The organism is Nonlabens spongiae, assembly GCF_002117125.1.
GTDB classification, from domain to species: Bacteria; Bacteroidota; Bacteroidia; order Flavobacteriales; family Flavobacteriaceae; genus Nonlabens; species Nonlabens spongiae.
The window spans coordinates 84,246-107,483 of record NZ_CP019344.1; the positions used below are offsets into that span (position 1 = coordinate 84,246).

General features: G+C 40.7%; 12 protein-coding genes. All 12 read left to right on the forward strand.

What is annotated here, in order from left to right:
- Window positions 1-15: 15 nt before the first annotated feature.
- On the forward strand, window positions 16-840 hold the full coding sequence (gene mreC, locus BST97_RS00425; protein WP_085765392.1) for a rod shape-determining protein MreC: 825 nt from the start codon (window positions 16-18) through the stop codon (window positions 838-840).
- Between the two features lie 498 nt (window positions 841-1,338).
- Window positions 1,339-3,282: a penicillin-binding protein 2 gene (gene mrdA / locus BST97_RS00435; protein ID WP_085765394.1), complete on the forward strand. Its 1,944-nt coding sequence runs from the start codon at window positions 1,339-1,341 to the stop codon at window positions 3,280-3,282.
- Window positions 3,266-4,543 carry a rod shape-determining protein RodA gene (gene rodA / locus BST97_RS00440; RefSeq protein ID WP_085765395.1) on the forward strand — a complete coding sequence of 426 codons (1,278 nt, stop codon included), beginning with the start codon at window positions 3,266-3,268 and terminating at the stop codon, window positions 4,541-4,543. Before mrdA ends, rodA begins: the two co-directional genes overlap by 17 nt.
- 100 nt (window positions 4,544-4,643) lie before the next feature.
- Window positions 4,644-5,411, forward strand: coding sequence for a 3'-5' exonuclease (locus BST97_RS00445; protein ID WP_085768094.1), 768 nt, complete (start codon window positions 4,644-4,646; stop codon window positions 5,409-5,411).
- Window positions 5,412-5,540: 129 nt separating this feature from the next.
- The gene (locus BST97_RS00450; RefSeq protein ID WP_085765396.1) at window positions 5,541-8,318 is read left to right on the forward strand and encodes a hypothetical protein; all 2,778 of its coding nucleotides are present in this window, start codon (window positions 5,541-5,543) and stop codon (window positions 8,316-8,318) included.
- A 316-nt stretch (window positions 8,319-8,634) separates the two neighbouring features.
- Entirely contained in the window at window positions 8,635-11,808 is a 3,174-nt protein-coding gene (locus tag BST97_RS00455; protein WP_085765397.1) for a glycoside hydrolase family 2 TIM barrel-domain containing protein, read from the forward strand.
- 9 nt (window positions 11,809-11,817) lie between these two features.
- Window positions 11,818-13,779 carry a carbohydrate-binding protein gene (locus BST97_RS00460; protein WP_211277450.1) on the forward strand — a complete coding sequence of 654 codons (1,962 nt, stop codon included), beginning with the start codon at window positions 11,818-11,820 and terminating at the stop codon, window positions 13,777-13,779.
- Between the two features lie 109 nt (window positions 13,780-13,888).
- Complete coding sequence (locus BST97_RS00465; protein ID WP_085765398.1) at window positions 13,889-14,704, forward strand: glycoside hydrolase family 16 protein; 816 nt, start codon at window positions 13,889-13,891, stop codon at window positions 14,702-14,704.
- A gap of 45 nt (window positions 14,705-14,749) precedes the next feature.
- Window positions 14,750-16,297, forward strand: coding sequence for a sugar porter family MFS transporter (locus BST97_RS00470; RefSeq protein ID WP_085765399.1), 1,548 nt, complete (start codon window positions 14,750-14,752; stop codon window positions 16,295-16,297).
- A 347-nt stretch (window positions 16,298-16,644) separates the two neighbouring features.
- Window positions 16,645-20,100: a hypothetical protein gene (locus BST97_RS00475; protein ID WP_085765400.1), complete on the forward strand. Its 3,456-nt coding sequence runs from the start codon at window positions 16,645-16,647 to the stop codon at window positions 20,098-20,100.
- Window positions 20,100-21,950, forward strand: a complete 1,851-nt coding sequence (locus BST97_RS00480) for a glycoside hydrolase family 3 protein (RefSeq protein WP_245833613.1) — start codon at window positions 20,100-20,102, stop codon at window positions 21,948-21,950. The genes BST97_RS00475 and BST97_RS00480 overlap by 1 nt, the downstream gene beginning before the upstream one ends.
- Window positions 21,947-23,236 (forward strand): glycoside hydrolase family 17 protein, encoded by a 1,290-nt coding sequence (locus tag BST97_RS00485; RefSeq protein WP_085765401.1) that lies wholly within the window; start codon window positions 21,947-21,949, stop codon window positions 23,234-23,236. Before BST97_RS00480 ends, BST97_RS00485 begins: the two co-directional genes overlap by 4 nt.
- Window positions 23,237-23,238: the final 2 nt, after the last annotated feature.

Below are 23,238 nucleotides of genomic sequence, written 5' to 3' on the forward strand. Positions count from 1 at the left end.
ACAGAGTGGGAGTTTATGCAACAGATTGTCAACTTTCTGATCAAGCACAGAAATTTGTTGCTGTTTCTAGTTTTGTTTGGGATTTCTCTTTTTTTTACCATTCAGTCACACGATTACCATCGTAACGCCTTTATCAGTTCTTCTAACTCGATCTCTGGCGGCATTCTCAGCACTCGAGATGATATAACGAGTTATTTTGATCTGAAATCTGAAAATCAACGTTTACAAGAAGAAAATGCTCTGTTGAGGATGCGACTTTCCAAAGCTGCTGATACTCTCCTAGGCCAGCCAGTGGACACCCTCATCAGCGATGCGCCATATACGATAATTCCCGCTCGAGTGGTTAAGAATAGCTTCTCCAAACGTGATAATTACCTCACGCTAGATGTAGGAACAGATCAAAAAATAGAGGAAGATCAAGGGGTATATAACAGCAACGGTGTGGTAGGCGTAATTGACGAGACTGGCAACCGATTTTCTAGGGTAGTTTCTATTTTGAACACACAGTTGTCCATAAGTGCATCTATTAAAAATACTTCGACCATCGGTTCCTTGAAATGGGACGGAGAAGATCCTTATTATGTTAATCTAGAAGACGTCCCTAGACTTGCTCAGGTTAAAAATGGTGACTCTGTTGTTACTGGAAATTTGTCTACTATTTTCCCTCCAGGGATTTTGATAGGCACTATAGAGAGCGCTGAGCTCTTGGGTAATTCAGGGCGTTATAATATAAGAGTACGCTTGAGTAACGACATGACTGATTTAGGTCATGCTTATGTAGTGAGAAAAAGGGATCGGGATGCGATCCAAGTAATTGATACACTCGGTTTGAATGAATAAGTCCTGGTATCATACAATAGCTCGGTTTTTTATACTGCTGCTGGTGCAAATTTTTGTATTAGATCAGATTCATTTTTTTGGATTCATCAGTCCTATGGTCTATTTCTTATTTGTACTATTAGTTCCCATTCGTATAAAGCTAGCTCCATATTTACTATTGGCTTTCTTCTATGGCTGGATCTTAGACACATTTAATGATACTGGTGGGGCGCATGCAGCTGCCTGTTTGACACTGGCATTTTCACGGGATTTGCTACTGGGTCTAGTCTATGGAGAAAGCTATAAGTTACAGAACCTCAAGATTACTCGAAGCCCTTTAAATCGAATCATCTTACTACTGATCCTGTCTATTTTAATTCATCATTTAGTATATTATTTTCTGGTGATTTTTAACATTTTTCAGATAATAACCACTTTAAAAATGGTGTTTCTGGTAGGGGTTGCTTCGTTTATAATATCCCTAGGTATATTAATGCTCATAAAACCTAAAAAGAGGTCGTGAAGAAACTTCTATTTCTTTTAGTAATCATCGTGACGGGAATAGTATTCTTGTCTAGGTTGTTCTATTTGCAAATAGTGGACGAAGACTTGAAAAGAAAGGCCGAAGCCAACTCGGTAAAAACTGTCTTCGATTACCCAGAACGTGGCTTTATCTATGATCGCAACGGTAAGCTTATGGTGGCCAACCAGGTCGCTTATGATGTAATGGTTATTCCGCGAGAGATCAGAAGTCTGGATACCTTGGAACTGTGCCGATTGTTAAAGATCGAGAAGTCTCGTTTGAATCAAGAACTTGAAAAGGCAAAGAACTGGAGTTACAGAAAAGGGAGTGTGATCATTCCACAGCTTACTCAAGAAGAATACGCTCCATTACAGGAAAAACTCAGAAAATTCCCAGGGTTTTATATTCAGCGTAGATCATTGCGCAGCTATCAGGTAAATCACAGTGCAAGTGTACTGGGTTACATACGTGAAGCCAGTAGGATCAAGGTAGAATCTGACCCATACTACAGTCTCGGTGATTTAGAGGGAAAGAGCGGTATTGAAAAGCAATATGAAGAGGTACTACGTGGACGCAAGGGTGTTAAAAAGTATCTGAAAGATCACTTCGGGCGCATCATAGAGCCGTACAAGAATGGATCAAACGACACTATTCCTGAAAACGGTTCTGACCTGACAGTTACCCTTGATGCTGAACTCCAGAAGTATGGAGAGATGCTCATGACTAACAAGCGCGGTGGGATCGTTGCCATAGAACCTAAAACAGGTGAAATATTAAGTCTTGTTACAGCGCCCAACTATGACCCTAAGATTTTGATGGGACGCGATCGCAGCAAGAATATTAATGCGATCATCAGGGATACCATTAGAAAACCTACAGTCAATCGAGTCTTACAAGGTCAGTATGCGCCCGGATCACCCTTTAAAGTAATCAACGCTTTGGTGGGCTTGCAAGAAGGTGTAGTGACACCGCAAGAGCGTTTCAGATGCAGTCATGGATATAATTATGGGGGGGCGAGAAAACTAGGCTGTCACGCTCATGCTTCACCTTTAGCTATGAATAAAGGTATAGCAGAAAGCTGTAACGCTTACTTCGCTCAAGTCTATAGACGCATTATTGAAAAAGGAGCCACACCTGAAGAAGGAATGGATACCTGGCACGATCACGTAACCAGTTTTGGATTGGGCAATTATTTGGGTTACGACCTTCCCGTAGGTCAGCCAGGCTTGATTCCAGATGGAGATTATTACGATCGCAGCTACAAATACCAGTGGTATGCACCAGCAACCATTTCAAATGCGATCGGACAAGGAGAAGTTTATCTGACTCCCATCCAAATGGCAAACATGACGGCAGCTATTGCCAATCGTGGTTATTATTATACACCCCATATTATCAAAGAAATAGGAGATAGTCCTATCAATGATCCTACCTATACAGAAAAGAGGCATACCACCATCGATCCTAAATATTTTGAACCTGTTGTTGAGGGCATGAATGAGGTGTATAAAAGTGGTACTGCAAAACGGGTACAGGTACCAGATATAGAGATATGTGGTAAAACGGGTACGGTAGAGAACTTTGTCAAAATCGACGGTAAAAGAACTCAGCTAACGGATCACTCCGTATTTGTCGCATTTGCTCCAAAGGATGATCCTAAAATTGCCTTGACCGTCTTTATAGAAAATGGGTATTGGGGATCGCGTTATGCGGCAAAAATTGCCAGTCTCATGATTGAGAAATACCTCAAAAATGAGATAACCCGTACAGATTTAGAAGATTATGTTCTGAACTACAGCTTAGAACATGAATATGTTAAACCTTACAGTGGCAAGGAGTTTACCATTAATCCTGCCGTTGATCAAGGGAAGATAACTCCACAAGATACCTTGAGTGTACCACCATCAGAAATAAGACGTCGTTATGGCTACGGGCGATAAAGCTTATTATGACTTTGTTTCAATTTTCCTTTATCTAGCGCTTGTTATAGTTGGCTGGGTAGCCATATACAGCGCGACGCCTACTTTAGAATATTCCAGTCTTATGGATTTGTCAGAACTGTATGGCAAGCAGTTGATATTCATTCTAGCTTCCCTATTCATCGCTGTCATACTTTTAGCGGTAGAACCTAAATTCTATGAAAGGTTTGCCGGTGTGATATATCTAGTCTCGATACTCAGCTTATTGGGACTATTCATTTTTGGCAAAGAGGTAAACGGAGCAAAAAGTTGGTATGCCATCGGGTCATTTACGTTACAGCCCAGTGAGTTTGCAAAAATGGCTACCTCACTAGCAGTAGCCAAATACTTGAGCCAGCTAGAAGTTAACCTCAAAAACCTTAGGGACTTACTCATTGTGGGAGGTATCATCTTGCTACCAGCCATCATCATAGTACCGCAACCAGACCCTGGGAGTGCCTTAGTTTATGGTGCGTTTTTTTTCGCCCTTTATCGTGAGGGACTGTCGCTTTGGTACCTGAGTTTAATCGTTGTTGCACTTGGAATCTTTCTCATGGCTTTATTACTGCCCATCGCTGTGGTGTGTGTTGTAATTCTTGCAGCAGTAGTCTTGATGTTTACGCTTTCGCGAAAGCGTAGACACAAAAAGCGCCTTCCTAAGCCTAGGCCTGTCCTGTATGTAATTGTCGCCATGATTACTATGGGGTTTGCTCTTTCTATTAATCCCATATTTGAGAATGTGCTGGAAGAACGGCATAGAAACCGCATTAATATAGTACTTGGAAAAGTAGAGGACGATGCGGGAATAGGTTATAACATTGCTCAAAGCAAAGTCGCTATAGGGAATGGTGGCTGGACTGGTAAAGGGTGGCTTCAAGGGACGCAAACTCAAGGCGGATTTGTGCCTGAGCAAGAAACCGATTTTATTTTCAGCGCGATAGGTGAGGAGTGGGGATTTATGGGAACAAGTATAGTTTTACTCTTGTTTCTCGGTTTGATCGTAAGAGTGCTCGTCATGGCAGAACGGCAGCGCAACCAGTTTGCCCGTATTTATGGTTACTGTGTTGCCGGGATCTTTTTCTTGCATGTATTTGTTAATATAGGAATGGTAATCGGGTTGCTGCCTACCGTGGGAATACCATTACCTTTTATGAGTTATGGAGGTAGTGGTTTGCTGGGCTTTACCGCATTATTGTTCATATTCATAAAGCTTGATGCGCACAGAATGAGTTATGAACATTAACAAGCTTAGCATATCACTTAACTACACAAGCTTTTGAATCCTTAGATTTGCCGTCTGCTCTTTTAAGAGCTTTTTTTAACCTAGAATGAAATTACCTAAAATGAAACTGAACCTTAGACGACCTATATGCTTCTTTGACCTTGAAACTACTGGAACTAATATTTCAAAAGATCGCATTGTAGAAATTTCCATTCACAAGGTACATCCTGATGGATCTGAAAAGACGTATACGTTTAAAGTAAATCCTACAGTTCCCATACCTGCTGAAACAACGGCAGTACACGGGATTACTGATGAGATGGTTAATGATGAACCCACGTTTAAGGAACTGGCCCATCGTATCAATGAAATAATTAAAGATTCAGATCTTGCTGGTTTCAATTCAAACCGCTTTGACATTCCTCTATTGGCAGAAGAGATGCTTCGTGCTGGGGTGGATTTTGAGATGGGCAATCGCCATGCTATTGATGTGCAAAATATCTTTCATAAAATGGAGCAGCGCACGCTAGTAGCGGCCTACAAATTTTATTGTGATAAAGAGCTTACTGATGCGCATAGTGCCGAGGCCGATACAGTTGCCACTTATGAAGTTTTGAAAGGACAGCTAGAGCGTTATCCCGAGCTCGAGAACGACATGAAAACACTCGCTGAATTTTCCGCTAGAAGAAAACCTGTAGATTTTGCTGGAATGCTGGCTTTTAATGATAAAGGCGAGGAATGTTTCAACTTCGGTAAGCATAAAGGAAAGCGTGTTGTAGATGTCCTTGAGAGTGAACCAGGCTACTACAACTGGATTCAAAATGCTGATTTCCCACTATACACAAAAAAAGTACTGACTGGAATTAAGCTGAGATCATTTAACCAATGATGTTGAGTCAATCTTAAATCAGTGGTTTTTTTAAATAATTAATTTACAGTAGTTTATATCTTGACGCTGGTTGAATTGTATGATTTTGTAGAGTGATAATTTATCTTAAATTTGATAAATTCCTTTACCATGCGATCTCAACTACATCGTTTGATCATCTGTTTATTGATTTTTTCTCAAGGCTTCTCTCAAGAATTACCTCCGTTTGAGAATTTTGATTCTACGGTTTATTCTGCTGGAAATCAGAATTGGGCTATTTCCCAAGATGAAAACGGCAACCTTTATTTTGCCAATGAGCAAGGGCTGTTGAGGTTTAATGGAGCGCAATGGGAACTCTATCCTATGCCTAACGGTAGTATAGCCCGATCTGTATACTGTCATGATGGTCGCATCTACACCGGTTGTTATATGGATATAGGCTATTGGGAGAACAACAATAGCGGTAGTCTAGTATATACTTCATTAAAGCCCAAAATTGAAAGTCTCTTACAAGAAGATGAGCAATTCTGGAAAATCCTATCCATTGATGAATTCATACTTTTTCAGTCTCTGTCTGGAATCTATTCATTTAATCTTGAGACTGAAAACATTGAATTAATTACCAGAGAGAGTAACATTTGGAAGCTTTTTAAGGTCGAGGATAATTTCTATTATCAGGTCCTAGGTGAAGGGCTTTTTCAAATCTCAAACAAAAAAGGAGCTCTTGTCTCTGATTCAGAATTGTTGAAGAGTAAAAGCGTAGTTCACATCTTCAATAAGTCAGATAAAATCTACCTCCTCTTCAAAGACGGTCAGCTAGGTATTTTGAATAATCAGGAAATCTTAGACTCTGTTCAAATCATTCCTAACAAAGAATTCCAAGTTTATAGCGCTACCTATATAGAGACTCTCGATATGATTGCCTTAGGAACTATACAAAACGGGCTTATACTTAAAGATCTGGAAGGAGACCACAATATTCAAATTAACAAGAAAAATGGTCTCGATAACAATACGTTACTATCAGTATTTTATGCAAAGGATGGCAATTTGTGGCTAGGTCTAGATAACGGTATTAGCTATATAGATTTAGATTCAAGCGTAACTCAATTTGTAGATCAAGAGGGTGTACTAGGTACGGTATACGCATCCATAGTTTACGATGATCAATTATACTTGGGTACGAATCAAGGACTATTTGTACGGACGCAGGGAGATGATGCTTACTTCAGTCTAGTACCTGATATTTCAGGTCAAGTCTGGTCATTATCTGTGATAGGCAATACTTTATATTGTCACCATGACGCTGGAATGTTTGCAATTAGTAAAGGTAAGGTTGCAAATGTTTTCAATCAAACTGGGGTTTGGGAATCTTGGGTTGATCATGATTCTAAAACAGTTTATATAGGCTGTTATGATGGTGTATATAGGTCAACAGATCTCTCCATGACTGCATTTGAAAAGCTTGAGGGATTTAACATTAGTGCTAAGGATTTTGTTGTAATGGATAACCAAATCTTTGTAAGTCACGAGTATAAGGGCCTGTACCAGATGGATTTCGATCAGCATTTAAATACAGTAGACAACATTAGCTTAATTGATGATGTAAGGATTGATAAAACCTCAGATCTTAAACGTTTTGGAGATGTTTTATTTCTTACCAATAGAGATGGTATCTTTAGATATGATGCTAAGAGCAAGCAATTTTCAAAAGATGAGAAACTGAGTCAGGAATTTTTGAGTGGAGGCTTTGAAAGCGGCAAGATGAATGTGACCAGCGACGATGCGCTCTGGTTTTTCTCGCAAAAAGAGCTTTTAAAAGTAACTAGAGGAAATATTGATGATAATTTAAATGTGTCATCATTTAATATAGACAGTCGAGCAAGGGATGACATGTCTGGTTATGAAAACGTAAGTTTACTAGAGCAGGATAAATATCTTATAGGAACCACATTTGGTTACATCACGCTTGATACAAAGTATCAAAATACCACAGAGCCATCAATCAAAATTAATCAAGTCAAAAAATTTTATAATAACGGTGTCGAGAATCTTGATGTATCTCAAGCAGGGATTTTACCTCACGATCAAAACAATATCTATATAGAATACAGTTCTGATAGTTACAATCCTTTGAGACCAGTACTTTATCAATATAGGCTCAATCAAGAAACGTGGAGTAAGTGGGATAGCAAGCCCCAGGTAACATTTAATAAATTGAATCATGGAGATTATGAGTTTGAGGTGAGGTCTATGGTGGACTCACAAATTTCATCTGAGCCAGCTATTTACACTTTTGAAATTCTACGACCATTTTATCTATCCTACACGGCCCAGATCATCTATGTATTATTGTTGATTGCGACAGGGTATGCTATCCACCTTACTTATAAGTGGTATTACAGAAGGCAAAAAGATCGTGAGGCAAAACGTCATCAAAAAGAGCTGGAAGTTTTAAGCCTCCAAAACGAAAATGAACTTATTCAAATGCGTAACGAGAAATTACGGTCAGAAAATGAGTTTAGAAGCAAGGAGCTTGCTGTGGCTACAATGGGGACGATACGTAAAAATGAATTGCTCAACGAGGTTCAATCCATTGCTCAAAAGTTACCTGACTCTCCACCTGCAAGAGAATTGCGTAAAATGGTTAAGAAAAATCTCACCAGTAAAAAAGATTGGATCTCATTTGAAGAGGCTTTTAATAATGCTGATAAAGATTTCTTCAAGAAAATCAAAGCAAAACATCCCTCACTTACTCCTGGAGACTTAAGGCTTTGTGTATACCTGAGATTGAACCTGAGTTCTAAAGAAATAGCTCCCTTGCTTCATATTTCTCCACGTAGTGTCGAGATCAAAAGATACAGATTGCGCAAAAAAATGGAACTTGATAAAGAAACTAACCTCAGCGACTACATAATTAGTATGTAAAGGTTCAAACTTTAAATTATTCTACTCATCAACACCTCAACAAACCATGATTTAGGAGTTGTTTTCTTTGAGATTTTGCCATTCTGATCTATTTTTAAAAGATGTTAAATATTTGAAAATTAGAGAGTTTGATTACTGTTTGTTAACAAACAGCATCATATTAATTTCAATGTTGCAAATATGATAGGTATAAATTATCAAATTGACACTTTAGTATTCGTAACATTGAAAGTGTAGAGTAATGTTATTGGATAATCCGCTTTCGCGAAAGCGTAAACCCTATTTACTACATCGTAATAGTTCAAAATTCTATCTTATGAAGAAATTCTTTACCCTGATTATTTTCTTGATTACGGCACTAGTGGTCGGACAGGCAAATCGTGTTGTAATTAACGAGGACAGTGATGGTTTTCGATTAAAAGTCGACGGTGTTGATTTTATGATCAATGGTATGAATTGGGATTACGTGCCCATTGGTACAAACTACAGCTACAGTCTGTGGGAACAACCTGATGATTTGATAAAAGCAGCCCTGGATTCAGAAATGGGGCTGCTTAAAAATATGGGTGTAAATACCATACGTGTATACGCAGGGATGCAGCCTAAGTGGATTACCTATATATATGAGAATTATGGTATCTATACGATGCTCAATGATAGTTTTGGTAGATATGGACTCACTATAAACGGTGTTTGGTATGCAAATACGGAATACAGTGATCCTAGAGTAGAGAAGTATTTGATGAAAGTTGCAGAAGATATGGTGAACGACTACAAGGATACACCAGGTCTTCTCATGTACATGTTAGGTAACGAAAATAATTACGGACTATCCTGGGGAGGTGCAGAAACTGAGGATATTCCTATAGATAGTGAAAGCTCTACCATTAGGAGGAGAGCCCGAGCGATGTACAAGCTCATGAATAATGCTGTGCTGAAGATGAAGTCCTTAGACGCTAATCACCCTATAGCTATTTGTAATGGAGATCTTCTTTATCTGGATCTGGTCAAGGAAGAAGCTCCAGATATCGACATCTATGCTACTAACATGTACCGCGGTGTATCATTTGGCGATGCTTTTTCTAGAGTAAAAGAAGAATTGGGGAAACCGATTATGTTCTCAGAATTTGGTGCTGATGCTTTTAATGCAATTGAACTTCAAGAAGATCAATACTCACAAGCTTACTACATGTTTGGAAACTGGAAAGAGATTTATATGAATTCGGCAGGTCTTGGCTTATCGGGTAATTCAATAGGAGGTTTTACTTTTCAGTTCAGTGATGGCTGGTGGAAGCGTGGTCAGACTGAGGATTTGTTTATACATAATACAGAAGCATCTTGGTCAAGTGGGGGTTATTCCCGAGATCTCGCTCCAGGTGAAAATAATATGAATGAAGAGTGGTTTGGGATCTGTGCTAAAGGTCCTACCAATGCACGTGGACTTTACACCTTGTATCCTAGAGCTGCGTACTACGCTCTAAAAAATGTACATAACATCAATCCATATGGCGATAATGCCAGCGCTGTAACAGTACTAGAAGATCTCAATGATATCCAGATTATGGATGCTGTTTTGAGAGCACGCGGTGACAAAGCTCTAGCCACCGGTGGAAGTGCGAGTGGAACAGGCATTAAATTAAGTACGCTCCGTGCAGAATTTGATCTGATTCAAACTGGTGGTTCTTTAATCACTACGCCTGATGATCCAGTACCTAACAACGATACTTTTCCGGATGAATTGGGTTTTGATCACATGCAGTCCTATTATGTAGGTGTAGAAGGTAAGCCGGCTAGTAATGTAAGACTTGAAGTAACTGCTAACATTATCGGTAGGGTTGCTGAAAATCCTATCAATGAAATTTTCTATGAGAACAGAGGTCGACAGGTTAGAGCTCTGGATGAGAACAATGGTGTTCAAGTATTTGATGACATTAACCGTTTGAATATTTACCAAGGAGAATTTGACTGGAATGCAAAGGACTTTGACATAAGGGGGTTCTACAGGACAGGTCATTATCATTGGGGATATGAAGGAGATTTTTTCAATCTATATCCTGAGGCAAACTATGGTCCTAATCTAGATATCTACGGAGGTGAAACATTCGGTTTTGAATTTGATGGGAAAAAGTCTCTTGATGGTCTCAAAATTGCCGTAGGTCCTCAACTGTGGTGGGGTGCAAATCCGACCATGTTATTTAAATACAGTCGAGATTTCTCTGGCTGGAATGTTACAGGTATTTATCACAGGGATTTTGAACAGGATATTGAAATTAACGATGATGGATCCCGTTTTATCGATCCAGAAAGAGCACGTAGTGGTATCATACCACCATGGCCTATAGAAAGAGCAACGCTGGCGGTGGAGCGCAGTCTCGGTGAGCTCACATTTATGGTAGGAGGAATATGGGGAGGAAGTCCTCTTAATGGAATCGGGTACCAGGATATTCTAGAAACTGAAGCAGGCGATGTAGTTGTCGTGGACCGCATAAAGTCTTCTGATAACTGGGGAGCTAAGGGAAAGATCATGTATCAAGGCGGTCGTTTCAACTCTTATGTTCAGGGTTCTTACATGGGGCTCGTTGCAAATGGTGGCGCAGATCAGACACAAACTTTTACTGGATGGAGGTTAAAAGATTCTGGAAGTGGAAATATGACTAACCTACTTGCTGGTTTTACTTATAGCGTAGGACAGTTTCAAGTCGCACCTAATTTTATGTATCAAAAGCCACTTGTAGATCCCATACCTAATAATGTCAATGCTCCTGGAAGACTACGCAATTTTATAGACGATCCCTTTGCAGTGAGGGAAGGTAGTAGAGAAACAACAGCTGGAGAATTACTAATCACTTTTGACCCAACTCCAGGTACATGGATGTACGATTGGGATAATGATCGCAAGGAAGACGCAAAGTTTGCCGCAAGTTTGGGTTTTGTATACAGATACCTGCCTACTACTATGGATGGACATATAGGTTTTCAAGCAAATCGAACTTTCTTGAAATTTGCTCAATCGGTTCCTGCTCAAGACTTGTATGAAGCTAATCTGAGAATGGTTTCCAAACTCACACCCGAGTGGGGAATTATAGGTAATTTTTATTATGGTAACGGTCAGGCAAATGGTGATAGCGAGCGCGTCATCAATCGATTTGGTGCTGATCTACGTATGATCTATAAAAAAATCAAAGTAAGCTCTCATGTAAAAATCAATGATTGGGGACCATACGATTATCATCGTGACTTCAACCTAACATTCCCTACTCAGTTGATGCTTGATGTTTCTACTACCTTAGGAAAACCAGATTGGTATATCTTACCTGATACTCAAATAGGAATTAGAGGTCTTTGGAGATCTTTAAATGAATTCTCACCTAGGTATGCACCTAATGAAACTACTGATTTTTCAAACACTCCCATCGTGAGTCCCATAGGCTTTCCTAATGGCTCTGAGTGGGAAATAAGAACGTACATCCACTTCAATATTGGAAATTAAAAAAGCTTGATGATGAAAAACTATAATATAAAATACAGCTGGTTTGCTGTGATAGCCATTCTATTTGCAGTTGCTGCATGTGAAAGAGATATTTCTGACGATGCTGTCGAGGCCTTGTTCCCAAATACTGCTGAAGTATATTCTGATGGTCCAGTAGGGTTGACAGATGAATTTTTTGAATCTTTTGGGCCTGCTGATGGGGCAAACCCGTTTGGATTTAATACCAGTACTACAGATGTGTATGAGGGAAGCGAGGCCTTAAAAATATCTGTACCCGCGCCTGATGATCCAGACGGTGGTTTCATCGGTGGTATATTCAGAGATAGAGGTGCCGGTCGCAATCTTACAGGTTATGATGTGCTCACCTTCTGGGCAAAAGGTTCAACCACAGCTACAGTAGGTGAAGTAGGCTTTGGCGATGATTTTGAAGGTTCTCAGTATAGAGTAGTGAGAACAGGTTTACGCTTGAGTACTAACTGGAGAAAGTACATTATCCCTATCCCAGATCCAGAGTTACTGGTTCAAGAGCGAGGGTTGTTTGTATTTGCAGCAGGTTCTGAAAGCACTGGAGGTTTTGGATACGATCTTTCTATTGATGAAATTAAATTTGAGAATCTTGGCACCATTGCCCAGCCTAGACCATCCATTTTTAATGGTGTTGATGAAAGTCGCCAGGGCTTTATAGGCTCAAGATTTCAGATTACTGGTTTGCAACAAACTTGGAACACCGCAACAAATGGAGATGTAACAGTTAGCCCAGCACCTGCATATTTTACCTTTACCAGCAGTAATCCTGGCGTGGTAACGGTAGATGAAAATGGATTTGCAGAAATAATTGCGTCCAGTCCTATCGATGGAAATGGCGATCCTATTCCCACGATTATAACCGCTAGTCTCAACGGTGTAGAGGCTTCAGGATCACTTTCTATTATTTCCCAAGGTGATTTCAATGCCGCTCCCATTCCAGATAGAGCGCCAGAGAACGTGATCTCGATTTTTAGCGATGCTTATAACAATGTTCCCGTAGATTACTTCAACGGATTTTTTGAACCTTTCCAAACCACTCAGGGAGGAACTCCACCTCTCAATATTAATGGAGATCAGGTAATCAACTATACAGATTTCAATTTTGTAGGCGTGGGAACATTTCTTAACGTGCCATCTGTAGATATTACCGGGATGACTCATTTTCACGTAGATCTAAATGTTCAAGAATCAGTTGATCCGGGTGATTTCATAAGAGTGGAATTGATCAATGATGTAGGTGATAATGAAACTTCTGGTACGTTTACGATAAGTTCTTCTGATCTGGTTTCAAACGGTTGGGGTAGCTACGATATACCGCTAAGTAACTTTAATGGACTGGGAGAAAGAGACCAGCTAGGATTAATCATTTTTGTCTCTGACGCTACGGTCAGTAACGTTCTAGTAGATAATATCTATTACTATCAAGAAGTTGTGGACCCTACACCTATTGTAGATGACTCGGCAAATACTCAAGTGATGCTGCCTATAGGCTTTGAGTCGACTACACTTAATTACAATATTACCACATTTGAGGGTGCTCAGAGCAACATTATAACTAATCCAGATCAGTCGGGAATCAATACATCTTCAAGAGTAATTGAAACTTTGAAACCTGCTGGATCACAGTTTTTTGCGGGAACTTTTATAGATCTTGATGCGCCTGTAGATTTTTCAAATTCTCAGATTATGCGCATGAAAGTATGGTCGCCCAAAGCAAATATCCCCATACGCCTAGCACTGGAGACAGCGGGTGGAGGTAATCAAATCGCAGTTGATGCAAACGTCACAGTTGCAAACGAGTGGACTGAACTAGAATTTGATTTTTCAGCAGTAAGGAATCCAGGTTTGAATTATCAGCGTGTCGTGTTCATCAATGAATTTATCGTGAATCTTCCTGGTGATGGCAGCACGTACTATGCAGATGACATACGAGTTCTTGATTGACCTTTCAAGAGCAGTTTAGTGTACGCTTTCGCGAAAGCGTACTTATCAAAAAGTAAAGAGCATGATATGTGCTTCCTAAAGTATTTCAGGCAATCATAAAATTCTAAAAATGAAAAACTATAAAATTTTAATTCTCGGAGCAGTTCTCACTTTTGTGGGAGTTTCTTGTCATAGTGATGAAGATCAACAGGTTACAACGCTTAACGATCTTGTATTTGCTGATGAGTTTGATGTGAATGGAGCTCCAGATCCCTCAAAATGGACTTATGATATAGGTACTGGAATGGGCGGCTGGGGAAATAACGAGCTTCAGTATTATACAGATCGCCCTGAAAATGTTGTTGTTGAAGATGGCATTTTAAAAATCACCGCGAGAGAAGAAAGTTTTCAAGGTTCTAGATTCACTTCGGCTCGTATTTTAACTAAAGGATTGTTTCAGAAACAATATGGTAGATATGAAGCCAGAATCAAATTGCCCTGGGGTCGTGGGATCTGGCCAGCGTTCTGGTTGCTAGGTGAAGATTCAGATGGGGCTATTTGGCCACAAATCGGAGAAATAGACATTATGGAATATCGCGGTCAGGAGCCTACCATTGTTCATGGAACTGCCCACATGCCCGGTAACTTTGCTGGTAATCCCATCACAAACACATATGAACTGCAGAATGAGCGCTTTGATACCGGTTTTCACATCTTTGGAATTGAATGGAGCCCTAACCGAATCAATTTTTACGTAGACGATGTGTTGTACCAATCTATCACTCCAGCTGATATGGATGAGGGTTCTGAATGGGTATTTAACGATGGTCGTGAGATGTTTATCATCTTAAACGTCGCCGTAGGAGGAAGTTTCGTAGGACCTCCAGGACCAGACACGGTTTATCCACAAACTATGGAAGTAGATTATGTGAGAGTCTACGAGTAAGGGAAGTCCACAGGACTTAATACCTGTTATACCTCTATATAATTTATGTCTAAGAAGCTCATACTCATTGCATTTGTGGTATCCCTCGGTGGGTTCCTATTTGGTTTTGATGCAGGGATTATCTCAGGGGTGATGAATTATGCAAATCCTGAGTTCAATCTCACAGAAACCCAATCGGGTTGGGTGGTGAGTTCACCTTCGTTTGCTGCCATGTTTGCCATGTTGTTTGCGGGTCGATTGAGCGATGCCATTGGGAGGAAGAGGGTTTTAATAGGCGTTGCGGCATTTTATGCTGTTTCTGCAATTTTCAGTGCACTGGCAGAGAGTTATCACATGCTATATATCGCGAGAATGATAGGTGGGGTCGCTTTTGGCGCAGCTCTCGTGCTGGCTCCCGTCTATATAGCTGAAGTTTCTACCACAAAGGATCGAGGTAAGTTAGTAGCTATTCAGCAACTAAATATAGTGCTCGGTTTTTTTGCAGCCTTTTTGAGTAATTACTTTTTTAACGAGGCGCTTAATTCATTGACCTCATTTTTAACTGATGGCAACGTTTGGAGATATATGTTAGGAATAGAAACAATTCCAGCCATTATTTATCTCGCTGCTCTTTTTTTAGTACCACGTAGTCCCAGGTGGTTATTTCTCAAGGAACGTGAAAATGAGGCAGCAACCGTTATGAAATTCATCCATGGTGAAGTAATTGGCTTGCAAGAAATGAACTCTATAAGTCAGCAAAGCGATAATTCCGCTCAAGGCGAAAACGAGGTATCCTATAAAGTCCTCTTTAAAAAATCACTTCGATTCATCATAATTGTAGGCTTGATAGTAGCGATTCTTCAGCAAATTACCGGTATAAACGCGGTCTATTTTTACGCTACTTCAATCTTTGAGCAAACTGGCATAGGTACCGATGCTTCTTTTACGAGCAGTGTACTCTTAAGTTGTGTAACGGTTTTGTTTACCATACTAGCGATGCTGCTTATTGATAAAATGGGCAGGAGGCCGTTACTGCTTTTTGGTACCGCTGGAATTGCAATCAGTTTGCTTTTATGTGCCTATGGCTTCAATAGTGCTAAATATCAATTAACCACTCAATCAATAGATCAACTAAAATTTGCAGAAAAGGAGCTTTTACGACCTATCCAGAATCAAGTTTTCCTATCTGACGTAGAATTCAAGAATGAGCTGAAACAAAGATTAGATAACCAGGTCTACCTTGCTAATGACGGCGACCTACTACAGGCAGCTATTACAATGAATGCTACCCTGGTCTTTGTAGGAATTTTAGGATTTATTGCCTGTTTTGCCTTCAGTTTGGGCCCAGTGATGTGGGTATTACTTTCTGAGTTGTATCCACTCAAAGTACGCGGGATCATTATAGGAACTATAGCCTTTGTGAATTCTTTAATCAGTTCATTAGTTCAACTTGTATTTCCATGGGAACTGGCAAACCTCGGGAATGCACTGACCTTCTTCATTTTTGGAGCCATCGCTTTAGTGGGCCTCTTCATCATGATCAAGATATTACCAGAAACTAAAGGAAGATCGCTGGAAGAGTTGGAACTGGAGCTGGTGGGGGAGAAGGTTTGAGAGGCGAGAAGTTAGAAATGAGAGATGAAATGCTATACGATAGGAAAAATAGGAAAGATTAGGTATGAAGTACTAAGTACAAAGTATAAAGTACGATGACTCTGAAGACGAGTAATACTCTGAATAGAGAACATAGGTTGCGCGCTGTTTGTCACCCTGAGCCTGTCGAAGGGCTGTCGAGATGCCTAAAGTGCTATTTATAAGGTAGAACGTATTAAACTAACGATATCAAACAAGGAATAAAGAATAAGGAATACCGAATAACGAATAGCAAAAAGCCAATAGCAAACCGCAAAGCGCCAAGAGCCAACTGCTAACTGCAAAGTGCTAAGCGCCAAAAAAGAAAAATGAATAAAGATATATATATAGGAAATACACCACTAGCCCGAAAAGACACAAACGTCCAGGGAGCCCTAGTGGAGTTTGAAAACGAGAAATATTATAAGATTTCAAACAGCGACGCGATGCGACCTTTTTTTATGAGCATCGTGAGTGAATCAGACCACTGGATGTTTATTTCCAGCAATGGAGGGCTCACTGCTGGCCGTAGAAATGCTGAATCTTCCCTATTTCCATATTACACAGATGATAAAATCACAGAGTCAGTTGATGTTACGGGAAGTAAAACTATAATGCAAGTTTCCCGTGAAGGTAAAACTTACCTATGGGAGCCTTTCAGCCTACGCATGGAGGGTGTGTATAAAACGCAGCGCAACCTTTATAAAAATCAGCTGGGAAATAAGATCGTTTTTGAAGAAGTAAATCATGATTTAAAACTTGTTTTCCAATATGCCTGGAACACGAGCGAGCAATATGGATTTATAAGAAAATCTAAGATAATAAATACTGGCGATGAGAATGTAGAGATTGCTGTTTTGGACGGTATCCAGAATATCGTTCCCTATGGTGTAGGTTCAGAATTGCAAAATCGCAGTTCTAATTTAGTAGACGCCTACAAAAAATGTGAGCTTGAAAAGGAGAGTGGAATTGGGATTTTTGCCTTGAGCGCAATTATTGTAGACCGTGCAGAGCCTAGTGAATCATTACAGACTACAACGGTGTGGAGTGACCGGTCAGGAACCAAAAAATTGTTGTCCTCTCAACAGTTAGACACGTTCCGTGCCGGCGGCGCTGTAGAAGAGGAAGTAGATGTGAGGGCTGAGAAAGGTGCTTATTTTTTAAATCTTGATTTAAAGCTGAAGCCCCAACAAAGCGACTCGTGGATAATCGTGGCTGAAGTCAATCAATCTATGGTCGATGTCGCTCAGATCAAAAACTGGATAGCGCATGAAGATGACTTGAGTCAGTCGGTTCAAGCTAGTATTGATGAGGGGTCAGAGGAGTTACTGAAACTCAACTGCGCCTCAGACGGGAGGCAGCTCACCGCAGATAAGATGAGGAATACCAGACATTTCTCAAATACCCTCTTTAATATTATGAGAGGTGGAATTTTTGATGATAACTATACCATTGAGAAAAAAGACTTTTCAGACTACCTTAAAAGCGCGAGTAAACCAGTTTATAAAGCTAAGTCTGGAGTACTAGAGAACCTACCAGAAACTTTTACGGTGGAGCGTCTTCAGGAATTGGCAAACGAGGACAGCGATGCAGATTTCAACCGCCTCGCCATGGAATATTTACCGCTTAAGTTCAGTCGTAGACATGGTGACCCTAGTAGACCTTGGAATAAATTCAGTATCAACTTGACCAGCGATAGGGATGGATCAAAAATCTTGGATTACGAAGGAAACTGGCGTGATATTTTCCAGAATTGGGAAGCGCTGGCTTATTCCTATCCTGAATTCATCGATGGGATGATCTTCAAGTTTTTGAACGCCACAACTTTTGATGGATATAATCCTTATAGAGTGACAAAAGGTGGATTTGACTGGGAGACTGTTGAGCCAGACGATCCATGGTCCTACATAGGTTACTGGGGCGACCACCAGATCATATATCTACTCAAGTTTTTAGAGATCATTGAAAAGCACGATCCTAGCAAACTTGCTAGTTATTTTGATCAGGACCTCTTTGTCTATGCAAATGTTCCCTATCGTATTAAATCATATAAAGAGATCGTTGAGGATCCCAAGGACACGATCCTCTTTAATGAAGAACTAGATGATAAGATACGCCGTGAGCGGGAACAAATGGGAGCTGATGGTGCCCTGCTCAAAACCACTCAGGAAGAGCTATATCACGTGAATTTTACAGAAAAGATTCTAGCGACATTACTTGCCAAAATCTCTAACTTCATACCTGACGCTGGAATCTGGATGAATACCCAGCGCCCTGAGTGGAATGACGCAAATAACGCACTTGTGGGGAACGGTGTCTCTATGGTGACCCTATATTATCTACGTCGATTTATTGCATTCTATTCAAATATTCTTGAAAAAGCAGATGTTTCAGATTTTGTGGTGTCTGAGGAGATGGTGGAACTGTTCAGTTCCATTATGTCAACACTTGCGTCTTTTGAGGGTACGCTTTCGCGAAAGCGAGACAATAAAGAGCGCAAGCAAATAATAGACCAGTTAGGTCAGGCAGCCAGTGACTATCGCAACAAGATTTATGACCGTGGTTTTACAGGTAAGAAAGAAGGTCTTACCAAGAGCGAAATCTCGAAAATGCTAGAGGTCGTTCAGTCTCATCTAGAGCAAACGATAAAGACTAATGAGCGTGAGGACGGGATGTACCATGCCTACAATTTGATCACCTTCAAAAATGATGGTGTAGAGGTGAGCTATTTACCAGAGATGCTAGAAGGTCAGGTAGCAGTGCTGTCCAGCGGGTTCATTAATGCAAAACAATCTCTAAGGGTACTGGATGGAATGAAGGCGAGTGCACTCTTCCGCCCGGATCAGTACAGCTATACCCTTTATCCAGATAGAGAATTACCACGATTTACGGACAAGAACAACCTCGATAGGGAGAAAGTTCAGAACTCTTTATTGCTACAACAGCTAGAAGCAGCAGGAAATACCCAGATCGTCGAGAAGGATCTTCAAGGTAATTATCACTACAACGGTACCTTTAATAATGCAGACAGTCTCGAGCAGGCGTTAAACGACCTGCCAGAGAAATATGGTGAACTAGTTGAGCGGCAAAAGGAACAACTTCTTGCAGATTTTGAGGAGCACTTCAACCATAAGGCATTTACCGGTAGGTCTGGAACTTTCTACGGTTATGAAGGATTAGGCTCTATTTACTGGCATATGGTCAGTAAATTGCTTCTTGCAGTTCAAGAAACTTGTTGGTCAGCAATTAATGATGCAGAAAGCGATGAAACAATAGGCAGGTTGCTGGAACATTATTACGAGATTAATGAAGGAATAGGCGTCCATAAATCACCAGAACTCTATGGTGCATTCCCAACTGATCCTTATTCCCATACACCGGGTGGTAGAGGTGCACAACAACCTGGAATGACGGGACAGGTTAAAGAAGATATTTTATGTCGTTTCGGTGAGCTAGGGGTGATCGTAGAAGATGCAAAAATCAAATTCAATACCCGTCTGCTCAGACATGATGAATTTCTCAAATCACAAAACAGTTTTGAATTCTATGATCTTCAAGATCAGAAACAAGAGATAACGATAGATCAGGGCTGTCTCGCATTTACTTACTGCCAGGTTCCTATCATCTACGAGCTGACTGATAATAAAGGTAGTGGAATAGTGATTTTTAAAGATGGAAGCCAGGAAAAACTCTCCAGTGATCTGGAAGTAACTAGAGAAACGAGCAGGAGTATTTTTAAAAGAGAAAATAAAATAGACCGGATCCTGGTAAAAGTAAATAGATAATGACACTGCTCCCTCAAATTAAGATCCGAGGATTCTGGCAGGTAGGAATTTTTACATTTCTGTTAGCCTCGTGTGAAGATAAAAAAGAGACTCAAGTAGACATGAAACCCACAGACGCCGAAATCATTGAGAACCGGGTAGATTCATTACTAGCCATCATGACCCTCGATGAGAAGATCGGGCAAATGACTCAGGTGAGGCATTTCTGGGATTTAGAGTCAGATAGTCTGGTAACATCAAAATTCATCGGTTCCATTATTCACACTCAAGGGGGAGATCCTGGTAAAACGGTTAAGGACTGGCAAAATCGCTTTATAGAACTGCAGAAGAGGGCGTTACAGACCAGACTGGGAATTCCCCTTTTGCTGGGTGTCGATGCAGTGCATGGACAGAACACGTTTGATGGTGCTACCATTTTTCCTCACAATATCGGAATGGGAGCTACAAGAAATCCTGATTTAGTAAAAAAAGCTGCAGAAGTTACCGCTATAGAAAGTCAGGCGACAGGTTTTAATTGGGTGTTTTCACCCTGCGTGGCAATTCCCTTTAATGAGAAATGGGGAAGAACTTATGAAGCTTTTTCTGAAAGTACGGAGCTCACGAGTGAGTTGACCAAAGCATCTATCCAGGGACATCAGGGAGAAAGCTTGAAAGATCGCCATACCGTTATGGCAACCGCAAAGCATTTTATGGGAGATGGTGCCACGGTTAACGGAGCAGAAGGCGGTGAAACCATTCTGACAGATCAAGAAATTTCTAACCTATTGATGCCACCCTATCAGGCAGCAGTTGATGAAGGCGTGGGAGCGGTAATGGCTTCATTCAATACGCTTAACGGTAAATCCATGCATACCAACAAAGCCATGATTACCGATACGCTCAAGGGTAAGATGGGTTTTGATGGGATTGTTTTGACGGATTGGAAGGGATATTCCCGTTTCGGCGGGAACGATGTGGTTAACGCAGGTGTGGATATGTTTATGGCGGTAGATGGAGACATGCCTAAGTTTCACGAGGGAATAAAAAGAGGTATTAGAAAAGATTCCGTAAGTATGGACCGCATAAACGATGCAGTACGCAGAATTTTGAGGCAGAAATTCAGACTGGGACTTTTTGAGAACCCTTTTCCCGATACCTCATTAGTGAAAAAAGTAGGTTCAAAATCGCATCGGAACATTGCTCGTCAAGCAGTGCGAGAGTCGCTAGTACTCCTCAAAAACAAAGGTGTTCTTCCTTTAAATAAGGATCTAGAGAAAATCGTCGTCGTAGGTGAACATGCTGATAATAGCGGTTTGCAAAGTGGAGGCTGGAGTGTAAACTGGCAAGGTACTTTGGAAAGCTACAACGGCTCCACGACTATCTTGGACGGTATAAAAAGAATCGCGACCGGTCAGGTGGTTTATGATCAGATAGGTACACAAACGCATCCTGATGCTGAGGTGGCGATTATTGCAGTAGGAGAGACGCCCTACGCAGAATTTATGGGAGATGTGGGTAATGGAAGAGGTGTGTATAGGATGACGCTTTCGCGAAAGCATAAAGATTACATAGCCCATTACAAAAAACAGGGAATTCCCGTGGTCATCTTGCTTGTTTCAGGGAGGCCTATGGTGGTAACTCCAGAAATCAATAAGTCAGATGCATTTATTGCGGCTTGGTTGCCAGGTTCTGAAGGTGATGGAGTCGCAGAGGTGTTGTTTGGTGAGTATGATTTTTCAGGAAAATTACCTCATTCCTGGCCCAAGTATGTTAAAGATTTCGACGGTGAATTTGGTCCTAATTTATGGGATGAAAGTATTGAGCCATTATTTCAGTTTGGGTACGGTTTGAACTATAAAGAAAAGCCATGAAAAACCTGAAAGCTCTGGTGGTATTTGCTTTAATCGTGGGTTTAACTTCTTGCGTTCAAAAAGAGGACAAGGGGGCTGATCAAAATGAAGAGATTGAATTGATGACTAAGGATACAAAAAACTCAAGTGCTTCAGATATTTTGGGGAATAAGGAATATCACGCGATTTCCTATGGAGGTTATCGACAAACGAGCAGGACTAAGCAACCTAAAATAAAACAGCTCAAGGAAGATTTATTAATCATGCATGCGATGGGAATACGCATTCTGCGCACCTATAACGTACAATTAGCTCATGCCTCAAATGTTTTAGAAGCCATCAAGCAACTCAAAGAAGAGGATCCGAATTTTGAGATGTATGTGATGCTGGGAGCTTGGATCGATTGCTTGAATGCCTGGACAGAACTCACTCCAGATCACAATCAAGAAAGTCCAAATAATGCAGATGAGATCAAGAGAGCAGTAGCGCTGACAAATAAATATCCCGACATCGTCAAAGTGATCGCAGTGGGTAATGAAGCTATGGTTAAATGGGCAGCGAGCTACTATGTCCAGCCTGATGTGATTCTGAAATGGGTGAATCATTTACAGAGCCTGAAGAAAGAAGGCACTTTGCCAGCAGATTTATGGATCACCAGTTCTGATAATTTTGCCTCTTGGGGTGGAGGTGACCGAGTGTACCATGTAAAAGCTTTGAACGATTTGATCAAAGCCGTAGATTTTTTATCGGTGCATACCTATCCCATGCACGATACCCACTATAATCCCGTGTTCTGGAAAGTCATGCCTTCAGAGACCTCATTGACCAAAAAAGAACAAGTTAAAGCAGCCTTGCTTCGCGCAAAAGGTTATGCGATAAGCCAGACTGATAGTGTCAGAGCATACATGAAAAGCCTGGGGATCTATAAACCCATTCACATAGGAGAAACGGGATGGGCGAGTTATTCAAAAGGTTTTTATGGACCTAACGGTTCCAGAGCAAATGACGAGTATAAACAAGCCTTGTACTATGACCACATGCGCGACTGGACTGATGCTCAAAACATGTCTTGCTTCTTTTTTGAAGCTTTTGACGAGCCGTGGAAAGATGCTGGCAATCCAGATGGTAGCGAAAATTACTTTGGACTGTTTACCGTAGATGGAAAAGCAAAATATGCGCTTTGGGATCAAGTGGAGGATGGAGTTTTTGAAGGCTTGGGCCGCAATGGAAAACCCATCACTAAAACCTTCAACGGAAATAGCGATAAAATGATGCAGACCGTAAAAATCCCTGCGGTCAAACAATAAAC

Coding starts and splice junctions, on each gene's coding strand:
- mreC (WP_085765392.1), top strand. CDS start 16: ATGCAACAGATTGTCAACTTTCTGATCAAGCACAGAAATTTGTTGCTG.
- rodA (WP_085765395.1), top strand. CDS start 3,266: ATGGCTACGGGCGATAAAGCTTATTATGACTTTGTTTCAATTTTCCTT.
- BST97_RS00445 (WP_085768094.1), top strand. CDS start 4,644: ATGAAACTGAACCTTAGACGACCTATATGCTTCTTTGACCTTGAAACT.
- BST97_RS00450 (WP_085765396.1), top strand. CDS start 5,541: ATGCGATCTCAACTACATCGTTTGATCATCTGTTTATTGATTTTTTCT.
- BST97_RS00455 (WP_085765397.1), top strand. CDS start 8,635: ATGAAGAAATTCTTTACCCTGATTATTTTCTTGATTACGGCACTAGTG.
- BST97_RS00460 (WP_211277450.1), top strand. CDS start 11,818: ATGATGAAAAACTATAATATAAAATACAGCTGGTTTGCTGTGATAGCC.
- BST97_RS00465 (WP_085765398.1), top strand. CDS start 13,889: ATGAAAAACTATAAAATTTTAATTCTCGGAGCAGTTCTCACTTTTGTG.
- BST97_RS00470 (WP_085765399.1), top strand. CDS start 14,750: ATGTCTAAGAAGCTCATACTCATTGCATTTGTGGTATCCCTCGGTGGG.
- BST97_RS00475 (WP_085765400.1), top strand. CDS start 16,645: ATGAATAAAGATATATATATAGGAAATACACCACTAGCCCGAAAAGAC.
- BST97_RS00480 (WP_245833613.1), top strand. CDS start 20,100: ATGACACTGCTCCCTCAAATTAAGATCCGAGGATTCTGGCAGGTAGGA.
- BST97_RS00485 (WP_085765401.1), top strand. CDS start 21,947: ATGAAAAACCTGAAAGCTCTGGTGGTATTTGCTTTAATCGTGGGTTTA.